Source organism: Kitasatospora sp. NPDC057692 (genome assembly GCF_042799475.1).
Classification (GTDB): Bacteria; Actinomycetota; Actinomycetes; order Streptomycetales; family Streptomycetaceae; genus Kitasatospora.
The window spans coordinates 42,824-67,599 of sequence record NZ_JBHVIV010000041.1 but is presented as its reverse complement, the minus strand read 5'-3'; the positions used below and the strand labels follow the sequence as shown (position 1 = coordinate 67,599).

Genomic DNA, 24,776 nt, shown 5'->3' with positions numbered 1-24,776 from the left:
CGATCGGAAGGCTCAGTTGACCTTCCGCTCCCGCCCCGACCAGTACGGCTCGCGGAGCCGGAACTTCTGCAGCTTCCCGGTGGTCGTGCGCGGCAGTGCGTCCCGGAACTCCACCGAGGTGGGCGACTTGTAGCCGGCCAGCCGCTGCTTGCAGTGCGCGATGAGGTCCGCCTCGGTGATCTCCGGGCCCGGCTTCAGCACCACCAGCGCCTTGACCGTCTCGCCCCACTTGGTGTCCGGCACGCCGATCACCGCGACCTCGGCCACCGCCGGGTGGTCGTACAGGCAGTCCTCCACCTCGATCGAGGAGACGTTCTCCCCGCCGCTGATGATGACGTCCTTCTTCCGGTCCGAGATGGTCAGGTAGCCGTCCTCCAGCACACCGCCGTCGCCGGTGTGGAACCAGCCGTCCCGCAGCGCCTCCGCGGTGGCCTCCGGCTGCTGCCAGTAGCCGTCCAGCACGACGTTGGAGCGGACCAGCACCTCGCCCTGCCCGTCCACCCGCACCTGGTTGCCGATCGCCGGGGCGCCCGCCTGCACCAGCTTCTCCGCCCGCCGCTCGGCGGGCAGTTCGTCCCACTCGGCGCGGGTGCGGTTGACCGTCACCACCGGCGAGGTCTCGGTCAGGCCGTAGATCTGCATGAACTCCCAGCCGAGCTCGGACTCCATCCGCTGCACCACCGAGGTCGGCGGCGGCGCCCCGGCCACCACCATCCGCACCCGGTCCCGGCCCGGAATCGGGCCGTCCCACTCGGCCGCCGCGTCCAGCACCATCTGCACCACGGCCGGCGCGCCGCACAGGAAGGTCACCCCGTGCCGCTCGACCCGGCGCAGGATCTCGGCGCCGTCCACCTTCCGCAGCACCACGTGCTGCGCGCCCAGCCCGGTGAGCGAGAACGGCAGGCCCCAGCCGTTGGCGTGGAACATCGGCAGGGTGTGCAGGTAGACGTCCCGGTCGCTCGCCCCGAAGTGCAGGGCCATCAGCGTCGCGTTCAGCCAGACGTTGCGGTGGGTGAGCTGAACGCCCTTGGGGCGGGCGGTGGTTCCGCTGGTGTAGTTGATGGTGGCGGTGTCGTTCTCGTCGATCGAGTAGCGGCGCGGCGCGTTCCCGAAGTCGTACAGCAGCGCGTCGCTGTCCGCCCCGATCACGAACCGGTGCTTGGCGACCACCCCGGCCAGCGGGTCGGCCAGCTCCGGGTCGATCAGCAGTACCGAGGCGCCGCTCTGCTCGACGATGTACGACACCTCCTCGGCCTTGAGCCGGAAGTTCACCGGCACCAGCACCCGGCCGTGCCCGCTCACGCCGAACAGCGAGGTCAGCAGTCGCGCCGAGTTGTGCGACACGATCGCGACCCGTTCACCGGGACCGACCCCGAGCCGGTCCAGCCCGGCCGCCTGCGCCCGCGCCAGCCGGGCGATCCGACGGTACGTCAGATCGGTCCAGGGTTCGGCCGGTTGCACCGGCTCGTCGACGATGCCGACCCGGTCGCCGTAGACCAGCTCGGCCCGGTCGAGGAAGTCCATCACGGAGAGTGGAATCTGCATGGGCCCCACTGTCCTCCGCCCGCCGCCCGCTGCACACCCCCGATCGGGGGTGTCACCCGGACGGGTCCCGCCCCCGCGCGGCATCCGCCTCCGCGGCGCCGATCGCCGCCGCCGGCCGGTCCGGCGCCCGCCCGGAGCGGAGCGGTGTGCTCCGGTTGGTGAGCCGGCGGCGAACAGGGGGCCGGGAGGAGGCGCGGTCCGCGCTCCGCTGCTAGGAAGGCGGCGAGAGATCCGCGCCCACGGGGGAGAGACACCGATGACCGACCACCGCTCCGGCAGCCTGTACGACGCGATCGGGGGCCTCGACGCCCTGCGGCGGCTGAGCGACACCTTCTACGAGGGCGTGCTCGCCGATCCGCTGCTCGCGCCGGTCTTCGCCCGGTTCACGCCCACCCACATCGAGCACGTCGCCGTCTGGCTGGCCGAGGTGTTCGGCGGCCCGGACCGCTTCACCACCGACCTCGGCGGCCACCAGGGGCTGCTCCGGGTCCACCTCGGCCTCGCCATCACCGAGGAGCAGCGGCTGCGCTGGATGGAGCTGATGGCCGAGGCGGTCCGCAAGGAGCTGCCCGAGGACGAGCTGCTGCGCCGCCGCGTCCTGGAGTACTTCGACTGGGGCACCCGGATCGCCGAGGACGTCTCCGCCTCCCCGGCCGGCGCCGACCTCGGCGACCCGGGCCCCACCCCGCGCTGGGGCTGGGAGGGCCTGAAGTGACGACCGTGCCCGCCGCCGACGCGCCGCGCGCCGAGGGACTGCTGCTGCGCCCCTTCGGACCGCGGGACGCGCCCGCCCTGCTCGACATCCACCGCGACCCGACGCTGCGCCGTTACATCCGCCACCAGGTGACCGACCTCGACGGGGCCGCCCGCTGGCTGGAGCTCCAGGACCGCGGCCGGGCGGAGGGCAGCCGGTACTCCTTCGCCGTCCTGGCGGAGGGGGAGCTGGTCGGCAACATCGTGCTCAAGCGCGGCGCGCCGGGCAGCGCCGGCTCCGAGGTGGGCTACTGGACGGCCGCCGCCGCCCGCGGCCGGGGCGTGGCCCCCCGCGCACTGGCGGCGCTCACCGCCTGGGCGTCGGAGACCTTCGCCGCCGACGGGCTGGTCCGGCTGGACCTCTTCCACGAGGGGGACAACCTGGCGTCCTGCCGAGTCGCCGAGAAGGCCGGCTACCCCTTCGAGGCCCTCGTCCCGGCGGCCCCGCCGCACTACCCGCTGGACGGCCACTGGCACAGCCGGCCCGCCGGATAACGACTGGACCGCCCGCATGATCCGGGTCACAGTGGCCCCCATGGCTTCTCTTGTGCGACATGTGACGATCGACTGCTCGGACCCCTACACCCTGGCCCGGTTCTGGGCGGAGGTGCTGGACGGCACCCTCGGTGAGGACGACAACCCCGGTGACCCGGAGGCCCTGGTGGAGTCGGCGGGCGCCGCGCTGCTCTTCATCCGGGTGCCCGAGGGCAAGACCGTCAAGAACCGCGTCCACCTGGACGTCCAGCCGCAGGACCGCACCCGGGACGAGGAGGTGGAGCGCCTCCTCGCCCTGGGCGCGACGCTGTTCGAGGACCACCGCACCCCGGACGGCAAGGGCTGGGCCACCCTCCACGACATCGAGGGCAACGAGCTCTGCGTCGAGCGCAGCGCCGCCGAGCGGGCCGCCACCGAGGCCGCGACCGCCTGATCCCACCCGCTACCCGACGGCCGCCCGCCAGCTCCACGAGCTCCGGCGCGGGCGGCCGTCGAGCTCCCCGCGGCCGGTGCACCACAGCAGCACCTCCGCAGGGTCGCCGCCCGGTGCGTCGGGGAAGAGCCGGGCCAGCGCGGCCGCGGCGAGCCGCGCCGGGGGCCGCCACTCCAGGCCGAGCCCGAGGGTGATGTCATGGGTGTGCACCAGGGTCTCGGTGACGCCCATCGCCGCGAAGCCGGCCGGGTCGCACGGCCCGTGGTGGTACGCCCGCAGCTCGGGCGGGGCCGCGTCCAGGGCGGTGGCCAGCAGGTGCGCGCAGGCCGTGACGACGGTGAGCACCTCGGCCGGACCGGCCTCCGGGCGCACCGTCAGGTCCAGCGGCAGATAGCGGTCCTCGGGCCGGGCGGCGAGCTGGCCGGCGTAGGCGAGCAGGTCGTGGGCGATGTGGGCGGCGGTCTCCCGGCAGCTCCACTCCAGCGGTCCGGCGGGCGCGTCCCAGCGGGCGCCGCCGGCTCCGGCCGCCGGGCCCAGGACGGCCGTCAGCTCGCCGAGCGCGGCCCGGACGTCATCGCCGTTCATCGGACGATCGGTCATCGCCCCACCGTCTCACCCGCCCCCGCGTGTCCGCCAGGGCCCCGCCCGCCCCGGGTGCTACTGCTGGCTCCGGACTCCCGTCCGGCCCCGTCCCCACCCGGTTCCACTCCCCGGTCCCCGTCCCCGGCTCCCGGAGAACAGGCAGGTACCCCCATGGCGAGCATCGCCGTGTTCGGCGCCAACGGCACCATCGGCAGCGCCGTCGTCGCGGAGGCCGCCGCGCGCGGCCACCGGGTGACGGCGGTCGTCCGAACCCCGTCGCGCTTCGACGCCGCGCGGTACCGGGGAGAGGTGTCGGTCGAGGCCGGTGACGTGCTCGACCCGGCGGACGTGGCCCGGCTGGCGGACGGGCGGGACGCCCTGGTGAGCGCGGTCGGCGGCGGCGACGGCCCCGGCCACCTGGCGCTGATCGAACCGGCGGCCCGGGCGCTGGTCGAGGGGCTGCGCCGGCTCGGCGGCGGGGCGCCCCGGCTGATCGCGGTCGGCGGCGCGGGCAGCCTGGAGACCGCGCCCGGCACCCGGGTCTGGGACGCCCCGGGGCTGCCGGAGGCGGTGCTGCAGATCATGCACGCCCACGGCGACGCCCTGGAGTACTACCGGACGGTTGCGGACGTGCGCTGGACGGTGCTCAGCCCGGCCGCCCGCATCGGGCCGGGGGAGCGCACCGGCCGCTACCGGACCGGGCTGGAGCAGCTGCTCACCGACGCCAAGGGGGAGAGCCGGATCTCGGTGCCGGACTACGCGGTGGCGCTGGTCGATGAGATCGAGCAGCCCGAGCACATCGGCGAGCGCTTCACCTGCTGCGCGCTCTGACCGCGCTGACCGCTCTGACCGGTCAGTGCGTTCTGACCGGTCCGGCGCGCCGTCAGCCGACCTGGATCGAGCGCTTCGCCAGACCCATCCAGAACCCGTCGATCACCGTGCGCTGGCTGCCCAGCTCGTCCTCCGCCGCGCCGAGGGTGACGAACAGCGGGGCGAAGTGCTCGGTGCGCGGGTGGGCGAGCCGGCCGGCCGGGGCCTTCCGCTCGAAGTCGAGCAGCGCGTCGAGGTCCTGGGCCTCCAGGGCGCGCCGGCCCCAGTCGTCGAACTCGGCCATCACCGAGGTGATCCGGCCGTCGTCGCTGAGCGCCCGCAGGTTGTGGGTGAAGAAGCCGCTGCCGACGATCAGCACGCCCTCGTCGCGCAGCGGGGCGAGCCGGCGGCCGATCTCCATCAGCCGCTGCGGGTCCAGGGTCGGCATGGAGACCTGGAGGACGGGGATGTCCGCCTCCGGGAACATCTCCACCAGCGGGACGTACGCGCCGTGGTCCAGGCCGCGGTCGGGGATGTCCTGGACCGGCGTCCCGGGGGCGCGCAGCAGCTTGCGCACGCGCTCGGCGAGCTGCGGTGCGCCGGGGGCGGCGTACTGGACGTGGTAGTAGTGCTCGGGGAAGCCCCAGAAGTCGTAGACCAGCGGCACGGTGGTGACGGCGCCGAGCGCGAGCGGGGCCTCCTCCCAGTGCGCGGAGACCATCAGGATCGCCTTGGGGCGCGGCAGGTCGGCGGACCAGGCGGCCAGCTCGCCGGGCCAGACCGGGTCGTCGGCGAGCGGCGGCGCGCCGTGCGACAGGTAGAGGGCGGGCATGCGCCCGGGTGCGGTGGTGCTCATGGCGGCTCTTCTCCTCTGGCCCCCGGCGGGTCTGTACGGGCCGGTAGTTCAAATTTGAACTTTAACCCGCTTAGACCGTACACCTTCGTTCGAATTTGAACAATAGGAGTACCATGCCCCCCATGCCCTCCACCTCGTCCGCACCCTCGGCGCCCCCCTCCGCCGCCTCCTTGCACGAGCCCCGGTGGCTCGACGAGGAGGAGATGGCCGCCTGGCGGAGCTTCGTCACCGCGAGCAACCTCCTCAACCGCCGCCTGGAACGCCAGCTCAAGGAGGACTCGGGCCTCTCCCACACCCAGTACGAGATCCTCGTCCACCTCTCCGCCGCCCCGGCCGGCTCGCTGCGCATGACCGAGCTGGCCGACAAGCTGGTCACCTCCAAGAGCGGCCTGACCTACCAGGTCACCCAGCTGGAGAAGATGGGCCTGGTCAGCCGCCGCTCCTGCCCCAGCGATGTGCGCGGCGTCTTCGCCGAACTCACCGACCAGGGGGACGAGATGCTGCGCGAGGCGGCCCCCGGCCATGTCGCGCTGGTCCGCGAACTGCTGATCGACGTGCTCACCCGGGAGCAGCTGACCGTGCTGGCCGACGGCCTCGGCCAGGTCAGCGCCCGGCTGCGCCTCGACGACGCCCTCTGAGCCCCCGCACCCTCAGCCCTCAGCCCTCAGCCCTCAGCGCTCAACCCTCGACCCTCGACCCTCCACCCTCCACCCTCCACCCTCGTCCGCTCGGGCTGCTGCCGCCTCGGCCGCCTCCGCCGCCTTGGCGAGCAGCAGCTCCCGCTCCCGGACATTGCGGGTGAGGCCCGCCGCCCGGTCGAACTCCGCCCGCGCCTCGGCCCCCCGCCCCAGCCGGGCCAGCAGATCGCCCCGGACGCTCGGCAGCAGGTGGTACCCGCGCAGCGCCGGCTCCGCCCCCAGCGCGTCCACCACCTCCAGCGCCACCGCCGGCCCCTCGGTCATCGACAGCGCCACGGCCCGGTTCAGCTCCACCACCGGGGAGGGCGTGAGCGCCATCAGCCGGCCGTACAGCGCGGCGATGGTCGCCCAGTCGGTGTCCTCGTACCGCGCGGCCCGCGCGTGGCAGGCGGCGATCGCGGCCTGCACCGCGTACGGCCCGGTGCCCGCCCGCTGCAGGGCGGCGAGGCCGCGCCGGATCAGCAGCCGGTCCCAGCGGGCGCGGTTCTGGTCGGCCAGCAGCACGGGGACGCCGTCCGGACCGGTGCGGGCGGCCGTCCGGGAGGCCTGGAACTCCAGCAGCGCCGCCAGCCCGTGCGTCTCCGGCTCCGCGGGCATCAGCGCGGCCAGCACCCGGGCCAGCCGCAGCGCGTCCTCGCAGAGCGCGGGACGGAGCAGGTCGTCCCCGGCGGTCGCCGCGTAGCCCTCGTTGAAGATCAGGTAGACGACCTCCAGCACGGAGGAGAGGCGGGCCACCCGCTCCTCCCCGTACGGGACCTCGAACGGTGTCCCGGCCTGCGCCAGCGTCCGCTTGGCGCGCACGATCCGCTGGGCCACGGTCGGCTCGGTGGAGAGGAAGGCCCGGGCGATCTCCGCCGTGGTCAGCCCGCCGAGCAGCCGCAGGGTGAGCGCGATCCGGGCCGGTGCCGACAGCACCGGGTGGCAGACGGTGAAGACCAGCCGCAGCAGGTCGTCGTCGATGTCGTCCGGCCCGGACGGCTCGGGCGGCGGCACGTCCTCCAGCGTCCGCCCGACCTCGGCGAGCTTGCGCGCGTACGTCTCCCGGCGGCGGACCAGGTCGATCGCGCGGTGCTTGGCGGTGGCCGTGAGCCAGGCGCCCGGACGGTCCGGGACGCCCGACTCGGGCCACTGCTCCAGGGCGGCGACCAGCGCGTCCTGCGCCAACTCCTCGGCGATGCCGACGTCGCGCACGATCCGGGTGACGCCCGCGATGATCCGCGCGGACTCGATCCGGAAGACGGTCTCGACCGTCCTGGCCGCCTCCGCGGCCCCGGCCGCCCCCGCCGTCCGGGCCGGCCCCGCCGGTTCCGCGCTGCGCTCCGTCACGATCACCCATCAGAGCAGCCGCCGTCCGCCGGGGCAAACCACCGCCCCGCCGGTCACGCCTCCGGCGGCGTAGCGTTCTCGTCGATCTGGCGCAGTTCGGCGCCGACGCGCCAGTGCGCCGGGTGCGTCGCCAGGAAGCGCCGGGTCCACTCGACGGCCTCGGCCTTGTCCTTGCACTGGAGGAGGGCGTAGCCGCCCACGACCTCCTTGGTCTCGGTGAACGGGCCGTCGGTGCAGGTCACCTTCCCGCCGTCCCAGAGCAGCCGGGTGCCCTCCTTGGTGGGCAGCAGCCCAGCGGTGTCCAGCATCACCCCGGCCTTGGTGATCTCCTCGAACAGGGCGCCCATCCGCTCCTCGAAGCCGGGGTCGGACTGGAACTCGGAGGCCTGCTGCTCGTCGATGCGGATCAGTGACAGGAAACGCGGCATGGCGGCTCACTCCTCGTCGGTGTGCGGGCGGGGCCTCTCCCCGCCTCTCACCCCTGCGTCGAACGGACGGAGGCCGTTTCGACAGCCGTCCGGAAATTCTTCCGGCCCTTCTCCGGCCCGGCCACCGGAGGTGGTCGTCCCGTGGTCGACCACGCCGGCGCCTGCGCGACGGCCACCCCGGGCTCGTCGCGGATCGCGGCCCCGCACCGTCCCGGTCCTCACACCGTCCGGGCGGCGAGCCGCAGGGCTCCGGCCCGGATCCGCTCCTCGCCCAACTCGGGGAGCAGGGCGGCCACGTGCTCGGCCGCCAGCACCGCCAGCAGGGCGTGCGCGTCGTGCTCGGGGTCCTCGCTCCGCCCGGCCGCGCCGAGCAGCAGGGCGACGTGCCGGTGCCAGAACCGGTAGGCGCCGATCCGGTAGCGCGAGCCCCGGCCGGCCGTCTCGGACATCCGGACCAGGTCGAGATGGTCCAGCAGGTAGTCCAGGTAGGCGCCGACGAACGCCGCCAGCCGCTCGCCGCTCGTCGGCCCGGCACCCGCCTCCCCGGGCCCGAGCGGCGCCGGCCCCCGCAGGACGGCCTCCTGGAGCGCGCGTTCCCGCGCGTCCAGCAGGGCCGCGCCGAGCCCGGCCTTGTCGCCGAAGCGGCGGAACAGGGTGCCCTTGCCGACACCGGCCGCGGCGGCCACCTGGTCCATCGAGACCGCCTCGGCACCGTGCTCGGCGAACAGTCGCGCCGCCGCCTCCAGCACGGCGGCCCGGTTGCGGGCGGCGTCGGCGCGCTCGACGGGCGGCGGGGTGCGCAGCAGCTCCAGGGGCACGGCGCCCTCGGGCATTGCGGAAGCGGACTGCGGTCCGGTACTGTCCTGAGTCATAAGCGGACTATAGTCCGAATCGAGGCGCAGCCCCAGGAGGCCGCAGCATGACCGTGCTCATCACCCGCGACGAACTGGCCTCGGCCATGGAGACCGGTTCCGTCACCGTCGTCGACACCCTCGGCGGCGACTACTACGCCCAGCAGCACCTGCCCGGCGCGATCGAACTGGTCCGGGCCGACGTGGACCGGCTGGCGCCCGAGCTGCTGCCGGACCGCGACGCCGCGATCGTCACCTACTGCTCCAACGCGGCGTGCCCCAACAGCGGCCAGGTCGCCGACCGCCTGACCGCCCTCGGCTACACGAACGTCCGCAAGTACCGCGAGGGCATCCAGGACTGGTCCGAGGCCGGCCTCCCGGTCGAGACCGCCTGAGTCCCGCCCCGAAGCGTGGGCGGGGGAGGGGCGCTACGTGGGGAGCGCCCCTCCCTCTCCCGCCTTACAGCCCCTGCCCGGCGCCGGTGTTCTTCGCCGGCCGCAGCTCGGCCGCCAGCGGCTCCGCCTTGGCCCGCTTCACCGCCAGCGCGCGGGCCAGGTCGAACGCCTCCACCGGGTCGTCCCGGTCGCTCCACGGCCGCGCGCCGCACCACGGCCCGATCGCCCGGAACTGCTCCAGCGCGACCTCGTACGCCTCCACCTCGCCGGCGAAGTGCGCCAGCAGGTGCCGCAGCTGCGGCAGCCGCTCGTCGTCCGGCCGGACCTGCCGCAGCTGGGCGGCGAGGTTCTCGACGCGCCACTTGGTCTTGTCCGCCGCCAGGGTGCCGGCGATGCTGCGGCGCCCCTCCAGCTCCGCGAGGGCGTGCAGGTAGATCCCGCCCAGCGGGCTGCCGGGCGGGGCCGCGTCCATGGCGCGCTCCGCGAAGGCCAGCATCTGCTTGTTCGAGCCGAACCACTTCTCGCACCAGTACTGCATGGCCTGCCAGTGGCCCTCGTAGTGGTACCAGGCGCGCTTCACCAGCTCGTCCCAGGCCTCCTGGAACTGCTCCGGGGTGAACTGCGCCCCGCGCGCCGCCGTCACGATCACCACCCACGGGCCCGGGTTCGCCGGGTCCAGCAGGGCCGCCCGGCGGGCCGCCTCGACCGCGGCCGGCAGCAGCTCGCGGAACGCGTTGATCGCGTCGTCGCCGACCTCGTGCCGGTAGCCGGAGCCGCGCACCTCCCAGGCGCGGTGCACCATCAGCTTCGCCTCCAGGGTGGCGGCGTCGCAGTCACCGGGCTCGGCGGAGCGCCAGGCGCCCAGCCAGCCGTCGCCGTCGGCGGCTATCGCCGCCAGCAGGCCCATCCGGTCCCACCGCTCGTCCCAGTGGTCACCGGCCTCGGCGACGTACGCGGCCGCCGGGCGCCAGTCCCCGGCCCAGGCCGCGTCGGCGATCGCCTGCGAGCGCTTCCGCCGCTCCAGCGGGGCGGGCGGACCGGCCCGGGTCGGGTCCAGGCGCTCGCGCGGGGGCATGCCGTACGCCGCCGGGTCGAAGCCGGCCCTGGCCCACCGCAGATGGCGCTTGCGGCGGACGACCCGGTACACGAGGTAGCCCGCCAGGAGGAGGAAGAAGATCAGCAGACGTGTCACGACGGCGAATCATCCCCGGTGGGAGGTGGTGCGTGCAAAGCCGAAAACCGTTCGCCGTACGCGGCGTTCCGTGGAAGCATCCGCAGGTATGGGGACGATTCTGCACGGCGCGCACGTCACGCTCCGGCCGGCCGCCACCGAGGACATCCCGGCCCTGGTGGCGATCCGCCGCACCCCCGAGGTCTTCGCCCGCTGGCGCGGTGGTGACGACCTCACCGAGGCCGTCACCACCGATCTCGCCGAGTCCGGCACCGAGACCTTCGCCATCGAGGCCGAGGGCCGGATCGTCGGCGCCGTCCAGTGGTACGCCAACGACGACGACGAGTACCGCCACGCCGGCCTGGACATCTACCTCGATCCGGCCCGCCACGGCCGCGGCTACGGCACCGACGCCGTCCGCACCCTGGCCCGCCACCTGATCGACCACCACCGCTTCCACCGGCTGGTCATCGACCCGGCGGTCGACAACGCCCCGGCGATCCGCTGCTACGAGAAGGTCGGCTTCCGCCCCGTGGGCGTGATGCGCCAGTACGAGCGCGGCTCCGACGGCCGTTGGCACGACAACCTGCTGATGGACCTGCTCGCCGCCGAGCTCGTCCGGTGACCGGCGCCGTGCGGGCCGCTCAGTGGTCCGCGCGCAGCGGCTCGCCGGTGTGGTGGAGGTGGGTGAAGATCTCGCGGTAGGAGCGGAGCAGCCCGGTCTCGTAGTACGCGATGCCCTTCTCCGCGCAGAACCGGCGGGTGATCCGGGCGGCGCGGGGGAGTGCCGGGGTCGGCATGCTGGGGAAGAGGTGGTGCTCCACCTGGTAGTTGAGGCCGCCCATCAGCGTGTCGAGGACGGGGTTGCCGCGGACGTTGCGCGAGGTCAGCACCTGGCGGCGGAGGAAGTCCAGCCGCATCTCCGGAGTCACCATCAGCATGCCCTTGTGGTTCGGCGCGAAGACGGAGCCCAGGTAGACGCCGAAGAGGGCCTGGTGGACGGCGAGGAAGGCGACCGCCTTGCCGGCCGGAAGGGCGGTGAACACGGCCCCGAAGTAGAGCAGGAAGTGCAGGACGAGCAGGGTGCCCTCCAGCCGGGGGCGCTTCAGGTAGGGGCTGCGGAGGGCGCGGAAGCTGTTGAAGCTGAGGTTGAGGCCTTCCAGGAAGAGCAGCGGGACGAACAGGAACGCCAGCCACCGGCCGATGAACCGGGCCGCCCCGCGGGACTCCCGGGCCTGGTCCTGCGACCAGACGACGATGTCGGGGGAGACGTCGGGGTCCCGGCCCTCGTGGTTGGGGTTGGCGTGGTGGCGGGTGTGCTTGTTCATCCACCAGCCGTAGCTCATGCCCATCAGCAGGTTGGCGACGATCCGCCCGCCGGTCTCGCTGTTGCGCCGCCCGCCGAACACCTGTCGGTGCGCCAGGTCGTGGGCCAGGAGGCCGAGCTGACCGAAGACGAGGGACATCGCGACGGCCAGCGCGAGCTGCCACCAGGTGTCGCCCAGCGCGAACAGGGCGTACCAGCCGCCCGCGAACGCGGCCAGCGTGACGCCGAAGCGGGCCGCGTAGTAGCCGTAGCGGCGGTCGAGCAGCCCCTCCTCGGTTATTCGGCGGGTGAGCTGGGCGAAGTCGCTGCCGTCCGGGTCGCGTTGCGGTGGTGCGGCCGGAACCGGCGGCGTCAGGGTGGTGGGCTCTGGGCTCATGGGGGCATTCTGTCGGGTCGGGAGGCTGTGCCGAAACCCGAGAAACCCCCTTTCCGATGGGGGAGTTAACCCCACTCTCCGGTGCAGGGGTACCCCCCTGCCGGAACGTGCCCGGAAGGGGGCGGGGGTTGACGGTCGCTCGGAGGTTCCACCACCCTTCCACTAATTCAATAGTGGAAGGGTGGTTTGCGCATGTGGGTGCTCCGCAGGGTGCTCCGCTCCCTCCGGCGGCCCCGGCCCCTGTCCTGGGGACTGGCCGGGCTGTTCGCCGTGCTCTACTCCTGCGTCGCCGTCAACCGGCACCGGCGCGTCCTGACCCAGGCCTACGACCTGGGGATCTTCGAGCAGGCGGTGCGCGGCTACGCGCACGGGCGGGCACCGGTCGTCCTGCTCAAGGGGCCCGGCTACCACCTGCTCGGGGACCACTTCCACCCGCTGCTGGCCGCGCTCGCCCCGTTCTACCGGGCGTTCCCGAGCGCCCTGACGCTGCTCCTCGCCCAGGCGGTGCTGATGGCGCTGGCCGTGGTGCCGCTCAGCCGGTGGGCCTACGAGGTCGGCGGATGGAGACTCGCGGGCACCACGGGCTGCCTGATCGGGCTGTCCTGGGGGATCGTCGAGGCAGCGGCCGACGACTTCCACGAGATCGCGTTCGCCGTGCCGCTGCTGGCGTTCGCGGCCACCGCGCTGGGGCGCGGGCGGCCGGTCGCGGCGGTGCTCTGGGCGCTGCCGCTGGTGCTGGTGAAGGAGGACCTCGGTCTGACGGCGGCCGCCGTCGGGGCGCTGGTGTTCGCCCGGGCGCCGCGCGGGAGCGGGGTCCGGGCGCTGGGCTTCGGGGCGGCGGTGTTCGGGGTGGCCGCGACGGCGCTGACCGTGCTGGTGGTCCTGCCGTCGTTCAACCCCGGCGGCGCGTTCGACTACTGGGGGCAGATGGGTGCCGGGGAGGCCGCCGGCGCGCCCTGGCAGACGGCCGCCCGGCTGGTCTGGCCGCCGCTGAAGTGGCTGCTGCTCGGGCTGGCGGCCGCGACCGCCGGGTTCCTGGGGCTGCGCTCGCCGCTGGCGCTGCTCTGCGTGCCGACCCTGGCCTGGCGGCTGCTCGCCGACAATCCGCACTACTGGGGGGTGGGCTACCACTACAGCGCGGTGCTGATGCCGCTGCTGCTGGCGGCCCTGGTGGACGCCCTGGACCGGACGGGCGCGTTCGCCCGCGGGGGCGCCGCCGGGGCCGGCCCGGCGGCACCCGACCGCGCCGCCGTCCGCCGGGCCCGGCGCGCGCTGGCGGTCGCCGGCCTGGTCGCCGTCGTGACGCTTCCGGTCTACCCGCTGCACGAGATCGCCGCCCCCGGGGCCTGGGGCACCTCGCCCCGCCTCGCCGCGACCAGGGCGATGCTCGCCCGGATACCCGACGGCGCCACCGTCGCCGCGTCCAACCGCCTCGCCGCGCAGCTGGCGGGGCGCACGGCGGTCGCCCTGGTCTGCCGCGAGCCGGCGCCGCCCCTGGGCGAGGGGCCGCGGGGCGGGCCGCAGTGGGTGGCCGTCGACCTCGCCGATCCCAGCGTGCACGCGCCCTGCGCGGTCGAGGACACCGTCCGGATGCTCGGCCGGTACGAGCTGTTCGGCTACCGGCGGGTCGTGGACGACGACGGCCTGCGGCTGCTGTTCCGCCCGTAGCCCCGGGGACCCCCCGCTCCGACTTGACCGCGACGCCGCCGTCCGCCACCCTTCCACTAATCAACTAGTGAAAGGGTCTGGCGGGTGTGATCGAGTACCGCATCGAGCGGCGCAGCGGCGTCTCCACCTATCAGCAGATCGTGCAGCAGACCAAGCAGGCGCTGCGGCTCGGTGTGCTCCAGCCGGGGGACAAGCTGCCGACCGCGCGGGAGGTGGTCGAGCGGACCGCGATCAACCCCAACACCGTGCTGAAGGCCTACCGCGAACTGGAGCGCGAGGGGCTGGTCGAACCCCGGCCGGGGCTCGGCACCTTCGTCCGCCGCTCGCTCGCCCGGCCGGAGGCGGCCGCCGACGGCCCGCTGCGGGCCGGGCTGGTCGGGTGGGTCGACGAGGCCCGCGCGGCCGGACTCGAACGGGAGGACATCGCCGCGCTGATGGCCTCCGTACTGGAGCAGCGCTTCGAGACCGGCGTCGGCGCCACCGGCGCCCCGGCGGCACCGCACGCGTCAACCGGGCCGGCGGATCCGGCCGCACCGAACTAGGGAGGGCGGGGGGAGCACATGACGGACGCGACATCCGTACCGGCACAGGGGGTGCCGATCGAGGGCGGGGGGCCGGCCGGGGAGCGGCCGGCCGTCGAGGCCGTGGGGCTGGGCAAGCGGTACCGCGGCGGCCTGTGGGCGCTGCGCGACTGCACCTTCACCGTCCCGGCCGGCCGGATCTGCGGCGTGGTCGGGGCCAACGGGGCGGGCAAGAGCACCCTGCTCGGCCTGGCCGCCCGGCTGATCGAGCCGACCGAGGGCGAACTGCGGGTGCTCGGCGAGGCGTCGAGCAGCGCGCAGACGCGCGCCCGGGTCGCCTACGTGACCCAGGAGAAGCCGCTCTACCCCTCCTTCACGGTGGCGGAGACGCTGCGCATGGGGCGCGACCTCAACCCCGGGTGGGACGAGGAGGTCGCCCAACGGGTGGTCGATCTCGGTGAGTTGATCCCCCGCGCGCGCATCGGATCGCTCTCCGGCGGCCAGCGGACCAGGGTCGCGCTCGCGCTCGCCCTCGGGAAGCGCGCCGAACTGCTCCTGCTCGACGAGCCGATGGCCGACCTCGACCCGCTGGCCCGCCACGAGCTGATGGGCCTGCTGATGGCCGAGGCCGCCGAACGCGGCACCACCATCCTGGTCTCCTCGCACATCCTGCCCGAACTCGACGGTGTCATCGACCACTTGCTGCTGGTGCAGGCGGGCCGGATCCGGCTGGGCGGGGATCTGGAGGAGATCCTCGACGGCCATCAGCTGCTCACCGGCGTCGCCGACGGGGCCGAACTGCCCCCCGGCACCGCGGTGGAGCGGCGGGTCCGGGGCCGCCAGGTCACCGCGCTGCTGCACACCGGCGAGCCGGTCGACGGTCCTTGGGAGTCGGTCCGGCCGAGCCTGGAGGAGCTGTTGCTGGCGTACCTCCGCACCCCGGCCCCGGCTCGGCCCGCGGATCCCGACCCCGTGCCCGCTCCCGACTCCCTGCCCGGCCCCGCCCCCCTCCCCGCCGCCGATCGCGAGGCCGCCGCATGAGCACCAGCACCCTGACCGGCCCGCCCGCCCCGGTGCCAGCGGACCGCGCGGGCGAACGGCCCGCCCCGGCCGGCTCCTCGCGCGGTACCGGCCGGGTGTTCTGGCTGATCTGGCGTCAAAGCCGCGCGGCCGTCCGGTTGATGGTCATCCTGACGGTCCTCGCCGCACTCCTCCTGCTCGCCCTGCACGTCCTCCTCCAGGACCGGATCGAGCTCATGCACCAGACCGACTGCTACCAGCCGCGGTCCTGGGAGGACCTCGGGTGCCGGGTGCAGGCGGGCCGGGTCGAGATGCTGAGCCGGATGTTCACGGACGTCCTCCAGCCGGCCGTCACCGCCGTTCCGGTCCTGCTCGGCATGTTCCTCGGCGGGCCGCTGCTCGCCCAGGAGTACGAGCGCGGCACCCTGCGGATGGTCCTGGCGCAGTCCGTCACCCCGCGCCGCTGGCTGGCGGTCCGGCTCGCCGTTCCCGGCGCGGCCGTGCTGCTGCTGTCCGCCGCGCTGTCCGTGCTGACCAGCTGGGTGTGGTGGTCGGACATCGTGCACAACCCCGTCGCCTTCGACCCGCCGTTCCAGGCCTTCACCTACCCCGTGCTCGGGGTGGCCCCCGTCGTCTGGTCGCTGTTCGGACTGGCGCTGGGGGTGCTGGTCGGCCAGCTGGTGCGGCGCACCGTCGCCGCCGTGCTGGTGAGCGGTGCGGTGGTGGCCGTCGCCCACGCGGTGGTGGTCGCGGTGCGGCCGTACTTCTGGCCGCGGGTCTCCATGGAGCAGCCGTACGACAACCTCATGAGCGGCTTCGTCCAGCCCGCCAACGCCTGGCTGGTGGAGCAGGGGGTGGTGCTCCCGGACGGCACCAGGCTGACCGCCGCCGAATGCGTGGACGCGTCCGGGGCCTGCGCGACGGCGCAGGCCTCCTGGGGGCAGTTCCACCCGGTGTCGGACCTCGTCCCGGTCCAGCTCGTCGAGGCCGGTCTGCTGCTGGTGCTCACCGCCCTGGTGGTGGCCGTCGTCTTCCGCCGGCTCACCCGCGCCGGGAGCTGACCCGGGCGGCGGCCCGGGCCGTATGGCGGGCCCGCCGCCGGGGTGGGGGAGGACGCGTAGCCGGGGTCCGCCCCCCCGGTCGCTTCCGACGGCGGTGCCCCCCGCGCAGGCGGGTGCGGAGCACCGGCAGGGTGTCCGGTCCCGCTGCGGCGGTCAGTTCCCGGTGCAGCCGCAGGAGCGGCGGACCACCATCCGGGCCGGGAACGTCCGGGCCCCGGCGGCCGGCGCCGGACCGCCGTCCGCGCCCGCGCTCAGCACCAGGTCGACGGCGGCGCGCGCCATCTCCGCCTGCGCGGTGGCCACGCTGGTCAGCGGCGGTCCGGCGATCACCGCCTCGGCGATGTCGTCGAACCCGGCCACCGCGAGGTCCTCCGGCACCCGGATGCCCAGGTCGTCGGCGGCCCGCAGCAGACCGATCGCCTGGTCGTCGGTGGCGCAGAAGACGGCGGTCGGCCGGTCGGCGCGCGCCAGCAGCGCGAGCGCCTCCCGGTGCGCCCGCACGCGGTCGAACGGAGCCCGGGTCAGCCGGCCCTCGGTGGACAGGCCCGCCTCGGCGAGCGCGGCGGCCCAGCCGGCGGTGCGGACGGTCACCGGGTCGCTCGGGCTGAGCGCGAAGGTGCCGCCGAAGCAGTGCACCTCGGCGTGCCCGTGGCCGAGCAGGTGGTGGACGACCTCGCGGGCGCCGCCCTCGTCGTCCGCGACCACCGCGATCCCGCGCTCGGTCTCGGCGCGGTGGTGCAGCAGGACGACCGGCGTCCCCTCGGTGGCGTCCATACCGGTGACGCCGGGGGCGGACGGGTCCTGGGTCACCAGGATCAGGCCGTCCACCTGCATGCCGAGGAAGGCGCGGATGTAGTGGGCCTCGCGCTCGTTCGCGTAGTCGGAGTTGCCGATCAGCAGCAGTCGGCCGCGCTCGGCGGCCGCGCGCTCCACGGTGTGCGCGAGCTCGGCGAAGAAGGGCTGGCGGGCGTCGGGCACGACCATGCCGATGAGGTCGGTGCGCCGCCGGGCCATCGCCTGCGCGACCCGGTTCGGCCGGTACCCCAGTTCCTCGACGGCGGCGAGCACCCGGGCCCGCGTCGCGGCGGCCACCGGACGCGGCCCGTCGTTGATCACATAACTCACGACCGCAGTCGACGTCCCCGCCGCCCTCGCCACGTCGTCCCGCGTCACCCTTGCCATGCCCGCGAGCCTACACACCGCCACCGACCGTCCTTGCGGCCGTTTCACCGGCTGGACGGGCGCGCCGGCGGTGGCGCGGACGGCGTGCCGCGCCGGAAGGGAAGGGCGCTTTCGGCCGTCCGCCGTTCCCTCCCCTAATAGGCGTGGTCGGCGGTCACGTCGGCGGACAGCCGCAGGGCCCGCTCGGCGGGTTCGCCGCGCAGGGCCAGCAGGGTCAGGGTGAGGGCGTCCAGCACCGCCAGGTGGGCGAGCCGGCCGGCGGTGGTCTCCAGGCCGAAGACCAGGTCCTGGCCGCCGGCGACCAGGGTGTGGGCGGCGGTGTCGCCGAGCGGCGAGCGGGCGTAGCTGGTGAGCGCGACGACGGTGGCGCCGTTGTCGCGGGCGAGGCGGGCGGCGTCGACCACGGTGCGGGTGGCACCGGTGTGGCTGACGGCCAGGCAGACGGCGGTGGGCGGCAGCTGCGCGGCGGCCAGCTGGGCGGTGATCGGGTCGGCGGGGGAGTCGGTGCGCAGGCCCAGCGCGCGCAGCCGGTACGCGGCGTCGACGACCACCGCGCCTGACAGGCCCGCGCCGAGGACCAGCACGTGGTCGGCGGCGTTCAGCGCCCCGGCCGCCGCCCGCAGCCGCTCGGGGGCGAGCGTGGTGGTGATCCCGTCGAGCGCCTCGCGGGCGGCGCGGACGGTGTCGGCCAGCGCGCGGGCGGCCGGGTCCCGGGTGTCGGCGGGATCGGGCCCGGCGGCCGGGGCCTGCCGGACGGCGGCGATCTTCAGCTCCTGGTAGCCGCGGAAGCCGAGCCGCTGGCAGGCGCGGACCACCGAGGAGGGCGCCGTTCCGGCCAGCTCGGCGACGTCGCTCACGCTGAGGCCGACCAGGTCGGCGCCCCGGGCGAGGAGCACCCGGGCGACCCGCTCCTCGCTGCCGCGCAGTGCGCCGAGCCGGGCGCGGATGTGGGCGGCCAGCTGGGATTCCAGCGGAGAGAATTCGGAATGCTCTTCCATGGAACCAGTGTACCGTGGAACCCGATTCCGGGCCCGGTGATCCGCCGGCCGTCCGGCCGCCCGCAGGAGGGGAGCCCCGCCATGTCCGCCGCCGTCCCCGCGGCCGTCCTGAGTGCCGCCGTGCTGCACGCGGTCTGGAACGGGCTCGCGCACCGGATCCAGGACAAGCTGGTCGGCTTCGCGCTGATCAACCTCGCCTACACCGCCTGTGCGGTGGTCCTGGTCGCGCTCAACCCGATCCCGGCGGCCGCGGCCTGGCCGTACCTGATCACCTCGGTGGTGCTGCAGGTGACCTCCCAGCTGCTCCTGCTGCGCGCCTACCAGCTGGGGGACTTCGGGCAGATGTACCCGATCGCCCGCGGTTCGGCGCCGCTGCTGGTGGCGGTGCTGTCGGTCACCGTCCTCGGCGACCGGCTCGGCGGCGGGGAACTGCTCGGTGTGGCCGTCATCTCCTGCGGTCTGGCGGGGCTGGCCCTCGCCCACGGGATACCGGGCCGGGCCCAGCTGCCCGCGCTCGCGGCGGCGGCCGGGACGGGCGTGATGATCGCCGGGTACACCGTGTCGGACGGCGGCGGTGTGCGGCAGGCGGGCACCGTCGGCGGCTACGTCGCCTGGCTGTTCCTGCTCCAGGGCCCGGTGCTGGCCCTGATCGCCTGGGCGCGCCGCGGCCGGGGCCTGCTGGTCGGGGCCGGTCCGGCGGTCCCGTTCGGGGTGCTGGGCGGCGTGCTGTCGCTGACCGCCTACGGGCTGGTGGTCTGGGCGCAGTCCCGGGGGAACCTCGCGACGATCGCCGCGCTGCGCGAGACCAGCATCGTGATCGCCGCGCTGATCGCCGCCCTGGTCTTCCGCGAGCGCCTCGGACGGCTGCGGATGGCGGCCAGTGCGGCCGTACTGGCCGGGATAGCCGTCCTGGAGCTGGCCCGCCCCTGAGGGCCGGCTCCAGGGTGGAATCCGGTGGTGGCACACCGGTGGGTCACCACCGGCGGGTCACCACCGGTGGGTCGCTATCGGTGGGGCTTCAGGGGACGATGACCGTCAGCGACGTCTCGGTCACGGTGAAACCCATCTCCTCGTACAGCCGTCGGGCCGTGTTGCCCTCGGTCACCGCCAGCCCGATGTCCGTCCTGCCCGCGAGGGCGACGGCACCGACGGCGCGGCGCAGCAGGTCGCGGCCGAGACCGGGGTAGCCGAGTGCCGGGTCGCGGAACACGCTCGCGATCCAGGGCAGCCCGTTCCAGTCGGTCAGGACGGCTCCGGCCACCACCCGGTCGGCCTCGTCCACCACCAGGGCGCTGGACGACAGCAGAGGGCCTATGACCTCCCCGGCGAGCAGTTCGGCCAGCCGCTGCACCGCGGGCTGGTCGTCCGCGTGCTCCTCCGGGCGGTGGTCGGGGTGGCCGGGGCCGAAGGCGGCCAGCGAGGCCGGGAGCAGCGCGGCGGCTCCGCGGTCGCACGGAACGGTGCGGAACCCGTGCCGCAGCGGGGTCGCCGCCCAGGCCTCCCAGCCCTCGGCCGGCGGCGCGTCGGTGAGCGCGCGCTGCATGGTGTGGCCGTGGCGCAGCACCGACGCCCCCTGGCGCACCAGCTCCTGGCCGAGTCCGACCGGTCCGGAGACCACCCAGCCCGCCATCTCCGCCCGCACGTGGGCGACCTGGGCGGCCAGGTCGGCACGGGGGTCGACCACGGCCAGCCGGTCGGCCCAGGGGCGCCCCTCCCGCTCCCCGCGCTCGTACCGCACGAGGGCCGCGCCGTCGGCCCCGTAGCCGTACTGCCAGTCAGGTTCCTTCTCCGCCACGCCGTCCGTCCGATCCTCGCGCGTCGGCGCACCCCTCGGGCGCGCCCGGTTCCCCGCCATGCTCGGTGAACGACCCGTCCGGATCAACCGGATTCGCCCGGCGGGCAGGACGGCGGCGGCCGGGCGATCAGCGCCCGGGCCGGACCGTCCGCCACCGCGACCCGCCGGACCGCGTAGGACACCGGCGGCCACCTCGCCCCGCCCCGGGCGCCGGAGCCGCCGGTGGCGGGCGTCCGGGCGGTGTTCCGCGCCCTGCGCCGAGCCGCCCGGGCTGTCGGTGCCGGGGCCTACCGTTCCGGCGTGAGCGTCCCCGAGGTCATCCCGATCGGCTACGAGCCCGGCTACCGCACCGACACCGTCGGCCGGTTCCGAGGCGGTCAGTTCTTCGCCTCCGTCACCTACGCCGTCCCGGAGGGGACGGCGGACCGGCGCTGCTACGCCGTGCTGCACCGGTTCGACGCGGCCGGGCACCACCTGGACTCCTGGATCGAGGCGGTGCCGGGCGCGTTCGGCGGCGAGGCCGCGGCGGCCGCCGGCGGCCTGCTGGTGCGGTGGCTGGACACCCTGCCGGAGCGGGAGTTCGGGGACATCGCGATCGCGCCCTTCGCCGTGCACGTCGACGGCTGCCGCTTCGGCCTGGTCGTCGAACGGCACGGCGAGGACGCGGCGCAGGACGACTGGGCCGAGTTCCACCCCGACGGCCTCGGCTTCCAGGCCCCGTGGGACGGCACGTACGACACCTGAGCCCCGCCGCCCCGCTCGCGCCCCGCTCCCGCCCCGCTCGCGCCCGGTGGTGCGTCAGTCCGCGATGACGGCCGCCCGTACGCAGAGGACGTCCGGCAGGTGGGAGACCAGCAGCGCCCAGTGCTCGCCCTCGTCGTGGCTCGCGTAGACGTCACCGGTCCGGTTGCCGAAGTAGATGCCGGCGGGCTCGACGTCGTCGGTGCGCAGCGCGTCGCGCAGCACGATGCCGTAGTGGTCCTCGCCGGGCAGGCCCTCGGCGAGCGTCTGCCAGCTGTCCCCGGCGTCGTTCGTGCGGAAGACCCGGCAGCGGCGGCCGGGCGGGATCCGGTCGTCGGCGCCGCCGAGCGGGAACACGTACGCGGTGTCGGCGCGGCGTGGGTGGGCGGCGATCGCGAAGCCGAAGTCGGCGGGCAGTCCGTCGGCGATCGAGCGCCAGCTCGCGCCGCCGTCGTCGCTGCGGTAGACGCCGCCGTGGTTCTGCAGGTAGAGCCGGTCCGGGTTGACGGCGTCCCGGGCGATCTTGTGCACGCACTGGCCGAACTCGGGGTACTGGTTCTCCTCCGGCAGGAACTCGGCCCGCAGACCGGAGTTGGAGGGCTCCCAGCTGGCGCCGCCGTCCTTGCTGCGGTAGACGCCGCCGCTGGAGACGGCGATCAGCAGCCGCTCCGGGTCGCGCGGGTCGGTGAGGATCGTGTGGAGGCCCTGGCCGCCGTAGCCGGCGCCCCACTCGCCGCGCTGCGGGTGGTTCCAGAGCGCCTCGACCAGGGCGAAGCTCTCGCCGCCGTCCGAGGAGCGGAACAGCGCGGCGGGTTCGGTGCCCGCGTAGACCACACCGGGTGACTCGGGGCCGGCCGGCTGGAGCTGCCAGACCCGGGTGAGCGAGGCCCCGGTGTGCTCGGGGAAGCGGATCGCGGGGGTGGAAGGCTCGAACCAGTTGGCGCCGAGGTCGTCCGAGCGCCAGACCGACGGGCCCCAGTGGCTGCTGTCGGCGCCCACCAGCAGCCGGACGCCGCCGTCCTGCCGGGGCCCGCCGTTCCCGTGGTCCCGGCGGTCGATCGCGACGGAGTAGATCGCGTTCATCCTGAAGTGCGGCCCGCTGAACTCCCAGTCCACCCGGTCGCGGCTGCGCCCGAGGAAGAGGCCCTTCTCGGTTCCGACGGCCAACAGCACTTCGCTCATTGCCACACACCACCTGCTCGGCGAAACGGCCCCGCCCGGACACCCCTCCCCGGGCCAGTGTCCCGCCGCCGCCCGCCCGCCACATCTCGCCGCGCCGGGCGGGGCCGGCGGGGCCGGCGGCGGCCCCGCCCGGGCGTGGTCAGCCCCGGCAGCCCTCCAGCAGCCGCAGCCAGACCTCGCTGATCGTCGGGTAGGCGGGCACCGCGTGCCAGAGCCGGTCGATCGGCACCTCGCCGACCACCGCGATGGTCGCCGAGTGCACCAGTTCGGAGACGCCGGGGCCGACGAACGTCACGCCGACCAGCACCTCCCGGTCCAGGTCGAAGACCGCCCGGGCCCGGCCCCGGTAGTCGTCGCCGTAGAGCGAGGCGCCGGCGACCGCGCCGAGGTCGTGGTCGATGGCCTTGACCCGCAGACCGGCCCGCTCGGCGGCGTCCAGGGTCAGGCCGACGGCCGCGACCTCCGGGTGCGTGAAGACCACCTGCGGCGCGCCCGCGCTGTCGGCGGACGCGGCGTGCGCGCCCCAGCGCGTGGTGTCCAGCGGGCGCCCCTGGGCGCGCGCGGCGATGGCGGCCCCGGTGATCCGCGCCTGGTACTTGCCCTGATGGGTGAGCAGCGCCCGGTGGTTGACGTCCCCGGCCGCGTACAGCCAGCCGCCGTCGACCCCGAGCACCGTGCAGCTGTCGTCCACGTCGAGCCAGTCGCCGGGGTGCAGGCCGACCTGCTCCAGGCCGATGTCCGCGGTGCGCGGGGCGCGCCCGGTGGCGTACAGCACCTCGTCCACGGTCAGCCGCTCGTCGTCGCCCAGCACCAGCGTGACCTCGGAGGGCCCGCCGTCCGCCGCCCGCCGTTCCAGCGCGGCGACCTCCGCCCCGAACCGCAGGTCCACCCCGGCCGCCCGCAGCCCGTCCGCGACCAGCTCGCCGGCGAACGGCTCCATCCGGGGCAGCAGCCCGTGGCCGCGGACCAGCAGCACCACCTCGGAGCCCAGCGCCCGCCAGGCGGTGGCCATCTCGACGCCGACCACGCCGCCGCCGACCACCGCCAGCCGGCCGGGGACGGCGGGCGATCCGGTCGCCTCCCGGTTGGTCCACGGGCGCGCCTCGGCCAGCCCCGGGACGCCCTGCGGCAGCACCGGCCGGCTGCCGGTGCAGACCGCCACGGCGTGCCGGGCCACCAGCAGCCGCTCGCCGCCGTCCTCCGACTCGACCGTCACCCGCCGCTCGCCGGCCAGCCGGCCGTGGCCGCGGACCAGGTCGATTCCGGTGTCGCGGAGCCACTTCACCTGGCCGTCGTCCTGCCAGTGCGAGGCGAACGCGTCTCGCCGGGCGAGCACCGCGGCCGCGTCCAGGGCGCCGCCGGCCGCCTCCCGGGAGCCGGCCACCGCGCGGGCGTCGGCCAGCGCGGCCACCGGGCGCAGCAGCGCCTTGCTCGGCATGCAGGCCCAGTACGAGCACTCGCCGCCGACCAGTTCGCTCTCCACGATCACGGTGCGCAGCCCGGCGGCGGCCGTCCGGTCGGCCACGTTCTCTCCGGTCGGCCCGGCACCGACCACGATGACGTCGTACTCCTCGGGGGCGGTGGACTGGGGAGAGGTCATCCGTGTTCCTCCGTGCTCTGGCGGGTGTGCCGTGGTGCCGTGCCCATCCTGCGCCGCCCCGTCCGCCCGGCGAAGCCGAACACGCGGGCGAAGCGCCGGTCGGCAAAACCGTACCGGCGTCCGTCCCCGTCCGCGCGACCGCCCGGGCCGCGCCCGCTACTCGGCCTCGGCCAACTCGACCAGCGCCGCCGCCGTTTCGGCCGGCCGGGAGAACATCGGCCAGTGCCCGGTCGCGACCTCGCGCAGCTCCCACTCCGGCCCGCCGAGCGCCGCGAAGTACGGGTGGCCTGCGGCGATCATCTCGCGGACCTGCGCCAGCGGGATCGAGCACGTCACCAGGCCCTTCGGCAGCTTCGCGGCCCCGCCGGTCAGCTGCACCGGCTCGGAGAGGGTCCGGCCCGGCTGGTCGGTCGCCCGTGCGCGGAGCCGCTCCAGCCCGGCCTCGTCGATCCCCGCCGCATCGGCGCCGCCCGAGGCCAGCAGCTCCCAGGAGGGCAGCGGCAGCCGCCAGCCGTCGACCAGCGAGGCCTCCAGCGCGGCGCGGTAGGCGGGGTCCCAGAGGTCGGCGATCGCGGCGCCGCCGGGCATCGGGCCGGAGTCGACCCAGACCACCCGGCGGATCCGCTCCGGCACCCGGTCGGCCGCACCGCTCACGGCGATGGTGCCGCCGCTGTGCGCGACCAGGACCACGTCCCGGAGGTCCTCGCGGACCAGCAGTTCGGTCAGATCGTCGATGTGGGCCTGCGCGCCGGTCTCGGGCGAGGCCTCGCCGGCCCGTTCGGCGAGCCCGGGCAGGGTCACCGCGTGCACGGTGTGGCCCGCGGCGCGCAGTGGTTCGGCCACCGCGTCCCAGGCCCAGCCGCCGAGCCAGAAACCGGGAACGAGTACGAAGGTGCTCATGGGGAACGGTCCTCTTCTGGAGTGTCCTGAGGTACGGGGCCGCGCGGCCGTCGACGGGGCAC

27 protein-coding genes are annotated in these 24,776 nt (G+C 75.0%); 13 read left to right on the top strand and 14 right to left on the bottom strand.

From position 1 onward, the window contains the following. Positions 1–12: 12 nt before the first annotated feature. Positions 13–1,545 carry an AMP-binding protein gene (locus ACFVFS_RS22915; protein WP_380626464.1) on the bottom strand — a complete coding sequence of 511 codons (1,533 nt, stop codon included), beginning with the start codon at positions 1,543–1,545 and terminating at the stop codon, positions 13–15. 256 nt (positions 1,546–1,801) lie between these two features. On the opposite strand from ACFVFS_RS22915, the gene ACFVFS_RS22910 reads away from it, so the two are divergent. The 3 genes from ACFVFS_RS22910 to ACFVFS_RS22900 are packed head-to-tail and all read left to right on the top strand — an operon-like array spanning position 1,802 to position 3,226. After that, positions 1,802–2,260 carry a group II truncated hemoglobin gene (locus ACFVFS_RS22910; protein WP_380626463.1) on the top strand — a complete coding sequence of 153 codons (459 nt, stop codon included), beginning with the start codon at positions 1,802–1,804 and terminating at the stop codon, positions 2,258–2,260. Further along, complete coding sequence (locus tag ACFVFS_RS22905; protein WP_380626462.1) at positions 2,257–2,793, top strand: GNAT family N-acetyltransferase; 537 nt, start codon at positions 2,257–2,259, stop codon at positions 2,791–2,793. The genes ACFVFS_RS22910 and ACFVFS_RS22905 overlap by 4 nt, the downstream gene beginning before the upstream one ends. Before the next feature lie 40 nt (positions 2,794–2,833). Then, positions 2,834–3,226, top strand: a complete 393-nt coding sequence (locus ACFVFS_RS22900; RefSeq protein ID WP_380626461.1) for a VOC family protein — start codon at positions 2,834–2,836, stop codon at positions 3,224–3,226. A gap of 9 nt (positions 3,227–3,235) precedes the next feature. Here the strand turns inward: ACFVFS_RS22900 and ACFVFS_RS22895 are convergent, their stop codons facing one another. Beyond that, positions 3,236–3,826: a maleylpyruvate isomerase N-terminal domain-containing protein gene (locus tag ACFVFS_RS22895; RefSeq protein WP_380626460.1), complete on the bottom strand. Its 591-nt coding sequence runs from the start codon at positions 3,824–3,826 to the stop codon at positions 3,236–3,238. 153 nt (positions 3,827–3,979) lie between these two features. On the opposite strand from ACFVFS_RS22895, the gene ACFVFS_RS22890 reads away from it, so the two are divergent. After that, positions 3,980–4,639 carry an NAD(P)-dependent oxidoreductase gene (locus ACFVFS_RS22890; protein ID WP_380626459.1) on the top strand — a complete coding sequence of 220 codons (660 nt, stop codon included), beginning with the start codon at positions 3,980–3,982 and terminating at the stop codon, positions 4,637–4,639. 52 nt (positions 4,640–4,691) lie between these two features. Here ACFVFS_RS22890 and ACFVFS_RS22885 read toward each other — a convergent pair whose 3' ends face one another. Then, positions 4,692–5,474 (bottom strand): dioxygenase, encoded by a 783-nt coding sequence (locus ACFVFS_RS22885; RefSeq protein WP_380626458.1) that lies wholly within the window; start codon positions 5,472–5,474, stop codon positions 4,692–4,694. A 170-nt stretch (positions 5,475–5,644) separates the two neighbouring features. On the opposite strand from ACFVFS_RS22885, the gene ACFVFS_RS22880 reads away from it, so the two are divergent. Next, entirely contained in the window at positions 5,645–6,112 is a 468-nt protein-coding gene (locus tag ACFVFS_RS22880) for a MarR family winged helix-turn-helix transcriptional regulator (RefSeq protein WP_380626472.1), read from the top strand. 33 nt (positions 6,113–6,145) lie between these two features. Here ACFVFS_RS22880 and ACFVFS_RS22875 read toward each other — a convergent pair whose 3' ends face one another. The 3 genes from ACFVFS_RS22875 to ACFVFS_RS22865 all read right to left on the bottom strand — a co-directional run bounded on the left by ACFVFS_RS22875 (position 6,146) and on the right by ACFVFS_RS22865 (position 8,798). Next, complete coding sequence (locus tag ACFVFS_RS22875) at positions 6,146–7,402, bottom strand: RNA polymerase sigma factor (protein WP_380626471.1); 1,257 nt, start codon at positions 7,400–7,402, stop codon at positions 6,146–6,148. 149 nt (positions 7,403–7,551) lie between these two features. Then, positions 7,552–7,926, bottom strand: coding sequence for a YciI family protein (locus ACFVFS_RS22870; RefSeq protein ID WP_380626457.1), 375 nt, complete (start codon positions 7,924–7,926; stop codon positions 7,552–7,554). A gap of 218 nt (positions 7,927–8,144) precedes the next feature. Next, the gene (locus ACFVFS_RS22865; protein WP_380626456.1) at positions 8,145–8,798 is read right to left on the bottom strand and encodes a TetR/AcrR family transcriptional regulator; all 654 of its coding nucleotides are present in this window, start codon (positions 8,796–8,798) and stop codon (positions 8,145–8,147) included. 47 nt (positions 8,799–8,845) lie between these two features. On the opposite strand from ACFVFS_RS22865, the gene ACFVFS_RS22860 reads away from it, so the two are divergent. Further along, positions 8,846–9,172 carry a rhodanese-like domain-containing protein gene (locus ACFVFS_RS22860; RefSeq protein WP_380626455.1) on the top strand — a complete coding sequence of 109 codons (327 nt, stop codon included), beginning with the start codon at positions 8,846–8,848 and terminating at the stop codon, positions 9,170–9,172. Positions 9,173–9,236: 64 nt separating this feature from the next. Here ACFVFS_RS22860 and ACFVFS_RS22855 read toward each other — a convergent pair whose 3' ends face one another. Beyond that, complete coding sequence (locus ACFVFS_RS22855; RefSeq protein ID WP_380626454.1) at positions 9,237–10,364, bottom strand: hypothetical protein; 1,128 nt, start codon at positions 10,362–10,364, stop codon at positions 9,237–9,239. A gap of 88 nt (positions 10,365–10,452) precedes the next feature. On the opposite strand from ACFVFS_RS22855, the gene ACFVFS_RS22850 reads away from it, so the two are divergent. Continuing rightward, positions 10,453–10,968, top strand: coding sequence for a GNAT family N-acetyltransferase (locus ACFVFS_RS22850; protein ID WP_380626453.1), 516 nt, complete (start codon positions 10,453–10,455; stop codon positions 10,966–10,968). A 19-nt stretch (positions 10,969–10,987) separates the two neighbouring features. Here ACFVFS_RS22850 and ACFVFS_RS22845 read toward each other — a convergent pair whose 3' ends face one another. Beyond that, on the bottom strand, positions 10,988–12,046 hold the full coding sequence (locus ACFVFS_RS22845) for a fatty acid desaturase family protein (RefSeq protein ID WP_380626452.1): 1,059 nt from the start codon (positions 12,044–12,046) through the stop codon (positions 10,988–10,990). Between the two features lie 192 nt (positions 12,047–12,238). Here ACFVFS_RS22845 and ACFVFS_RS22840 point away from each other — a divergent pair, with 192 nt between their 5' ends. From ACFVFS_RS22840 to ACFVFS_RS22825, 4 genes are all read left to right on the top strand, one after another. Beyond that, a complete protein-coding gene (locus ACFVFS_RS22840) occupies positions 12,239–13,714 on the top strand; it encodes a DUF2079 domain-containing protein (protein ID WP_380626451.1) in 1,476 nt (491 codons plus the stop codon). An 86-nt stretch (positions 13,715–13,800) separates the two neighbouring features. Beyond that, complete coding sequence (locus ACFVFS_RS22835) at positions 13,801–14,256, top strand: GntR family transcriptional regulator (protein WP_380626450.1); 456 nt, start codon at positions 13,801–13,803, stop codon at positions 14,254–14,256. A gap of 18 nt (positions 14,257–14,274) precedes the next feature. After that, positions 14,275–15,276 carry an ABC transporter ATP-binding protein gene (locus tag ACFVFS_RS22830; protein ID WP_380626449.1) on the top strand — a complete coding sequence of 334 codons (1,002 nt, stop codon included), beginning with the start codon at positions 14,275–14,277 and terminating at the stop codon, positions 15,274–15,276. Next, the gene (locus tag ACFVFS_RS22825) at positions 15,273–16,316 is read left to right on the top strand and encodes a hypothetical protein (RefSeq protein WP_380626448.1); all 1,044 of its coding nucleotides are present in this window, start codon (positions 15,273–15,275) and stop codon (positions 16,314–16,316) included. Before ACFVFS_RS22830 ends, ACFVFS_RS22825 begins: the two co-directional genes overlap by 4 nt. A 153-nt stretch (positions 16,317–16,469) precedes the next feature. Here ACFVFS_RS22825 and ACFVFS_RS22820 read toward each other — a convergent pair whose 3' ends face one another. Continuing rightward, positions 16,470–17,498, bottom strand: a complete 1,029-nt coding sequence (locus ACFVFS_RS22820; RefSeq protein WP_380626447.1) for a LacI family DNA-binding transcriptional regulator — start codon at positions 17,496–17,498, stop codon at positions 16,470–16,472. A gap of 134 nt (positions 17,499–17,632) precedes the next feature. Further along, a complete protein-coding gene (locus ACFVFS_RS22815) occupies positions 17,633–18,496 on the bottom strand; it encodes a MurR/RpiR family transcriptional regulator (RefSeq protein WP_380626446.1) in 864 nt (287 codons plus the stop codon). A gap of 81 nt (positions 18,497–18,577) precedes the next feature. On the opposite strand from ACFVFS_RS22815, the gene ACFVFS_RS22810 reads away from it, so the two are divergent. Next, entirely contained in the window at positions 18,578–19,426 is an 849-nt protein-coding gene (locus tag ACFVFS_RS22810) for an EamA family transporter (RefSeq protein ID WP_380626445.1), read from the top strand. A gap of 88 nt (positions 19,427–19,514) precedes the next feature. On the opposite strand, the gene ACFVFS_RS22805 is transcribed toward ACFVFS_RS22810, so the two are convergent. Continuing rightward, positions 19,515–20,291: a GNAT family N-acetyltransferase gene (locus ACFVFS_RS22805; RefSeq protein ID WP_380626444.1), complete on the bottom strand. Its 777-nt coding sequence runs from the start codon at positions 20,289–20,291 to the stop codon at positions 19,515–19,517. Between the two features lie 300 nt (positions 20,292–20,591). Here ACFVFS_RS22805 and ACFVFS_RS22800 point away from each other — a divergent pair, with 300 nt between their 5' ends. Further along, complete coding sequence (locus ACFVFS_RS22800) at positions 20,592–21,035, top strand: hypothetical protein (RefSeq protein ID WP_380626443.1); 444 nt, start codon at positions 20,592–20,594, stop codon at positions 21,033–21,035. 54 nt (positions 21,036–21,089) lie between these two features. Here the strand turns inward: ACFVFS_RS22800 and ACFVFS_RS22795 are convergent, their stop codons facing one another. The 3 genes from ACFVFS_RS22795 to ACFVFS_RS22785 all read right to left on the bottom strand — a co-directional run bounded on the left by ACFVFS_RS22795 (position 21,090) and on the right by ACFVFS_RS22785 (position 24,714). Further along, on the bottom strand, positions 21,090–22,214 hold the full coding sequence (locus tag ACFVFS_RS22795; protein WP_380626442.1) for a WD40/YVTN/BNR-like repeat-containing protein: 1,125 nt from the start codon (positions 22,212–22,214) through the stop codon (positions 21,090–21,092). A gap of 139 nt (positions 22,215–22,353) precedes the next feature. Continuing rightward, positions 22,354–23,814, bottom strand: a complete 1,461-nt coding sequence (locus ACFVFS_RS22790; protein WP_380626441.1) for a dihydrolipoyl dehydrogenase family protein — start codon at positions 23,812–23,814, stop codon at positions 22,354–22,356. 156 nt (positions 23,815–23,970) lie between these two features. Then, the gene (locus tag ACFVFS_RS22785; RefSeq protein ID WP_380626440.1) at positions 23,971–24,714 is read right to left on the bottom strand and encodes an alpha/beta fold hydrolase; all 744 of its coding nucleotides are present in this window, start codon (positions 24,712–24,714) and stop codon (positions 23,971–23,973) included. Positions 24,715–24,776: the final 62 nt, after the last annotated feature.

Coding starts and splice junctions, on each gene's coding strand:
- ACFVFS_RS22915 (WP_380626464.1), bottom strand. CDS start 1,545: ATGCAGATTCCACTCTCCGTGATGGACTTCCTCGACCGGGCCGAGCTG.
- ACFVFS_RS22910 (WP_380626463.1), top strand. CDS start 1,802: ATGACCGACCACCGCTCCGGCAGCCTGTACGACGCGATCGGGGGCCTC.
- ACFVFS_RS22900 (WP_380626461.1), top strand. CDS start 2,834: ATGGCTTCTCTTGTGCGACATGTGACGATCGACTGCTCGGACCCCTAC.
- ACFVFS_RS22895 (WP_380626460.1), bottom strand. CDS start 3,826: ATGACCGATCGTCCGATGAACGGCGATGACGTCCGGGCCGCGCTCGGC.
- ACFVFS_RS22890 (WP_380626459.1), top strand. CDS start 3,980: ATGGCGAGCATCGCCGTGTTCGGCGCCAACGGCACCATCGGCAGCGCC.
- ACFVFS_RS22885 (WP_380626458.1), bottom strand. CDS start 5,474: ATGAGCACCACCGCACCCGGGCGCATGCCCGCCCTCTACCTGTCGCAC.
- ACFVFS_RS22870 (WP_380626457.1), bottom strand. CDS start 7,926: ATGCCGCGTTTCCTGTCACTGATCCGCATCGACGAGCAGCAGGCCTCC.
- ACFVFS_RS22865 (WP_380626456.1), bottom strand. CDS start 8,798: ATGACTCAGGACAGTACCGGACCGCAGTCCGCTTCCGCAATGCCCGAG.
- ACFVFS_RS22860 (WP_380626455.1), top strand. CDS start 8,846: ATGACCGTGCTCATCACCCGCGACGAACTGGCCTCGGCCATGGAGACC.
- ACFVFS_RS22850 (WP_380626453.1), top strand. CDS start 10,453: ATGGGGACGATTCTGCACGGCGCGCACGTCACGCTCCGGCCGGCCGCC.
- ACFVFS_RS22845 (WP_380626452.1), bottom strand. CDS start 12,046: ATGAGCCCAGAGCCCACCACCCTGACGCCGCCGGTTCCGGCCGCACCA.
- ACFVFS_RS22840 (WP_380626451.1), top strand. CDS start 12,239: ATGTGGGTGCTCCGCAGGGTGCTCCGCTCCCTCCGGCGGCCCCGGCCC.
- ACFVFS_RS22830 (WP_380626449.1), top strand. CDS start 14,275: ATGACGGACGCGACATCCGTACCGGCACAGGGGGTGCCGATCGAGGGC.
- ACFVFS_RS22825 (WP_380626448.1), top strand. CDS start 15,273: ATGAGCACCAGCACCCTGACCGGCCCGCCCGCCCCGGTGCCAGCGGAC.
- ACFVFS_RS22820 (WP_380626447.1), bottom strand. CDS start 17,498: ATGGCAAGGGTGACGCGGGACGACGTGGCGAGGGCGGCGGGGACGTCG.
- ACFVFS_RS22815 (WP_380626446.1), bottom strand. CDS start 18,496: ATGGAAGAGCATTCCGAATTCTCTCCGCTGGAATCCCAGCTGGCCGCC.
- ACFVFS_RS22810 (WP_380626445.1), top strand. CDS start 18,578: ATGTCCGCCGCCGTCCCCGCGGCCGTCCTGAGTGCCGCCGTGCTGCAC.
- ACFVFS_RS22795 (WP_380626442.1), bottom strand. CDS start 22,214: ATGAGCGAAGTGCTGTTGGCCGTCGGAACCGAGAAGGGCCTCTTCCTC.
- ACFVFS_RS22790 (WP_380626441.1), bottom strand. CDS start 23,814: ATGACCTCTCCCCAGTCCACCGCCCCCGAGGAGTACGACGTCATCGTG.
- ACFVFS_RS22785 (WP_380626440.1), bottom strand. CDS start 24,714: ATGAGCACCTTCGTACTCGTTCCCGGTTTCTGGCTCGGCGGCTGGGCC.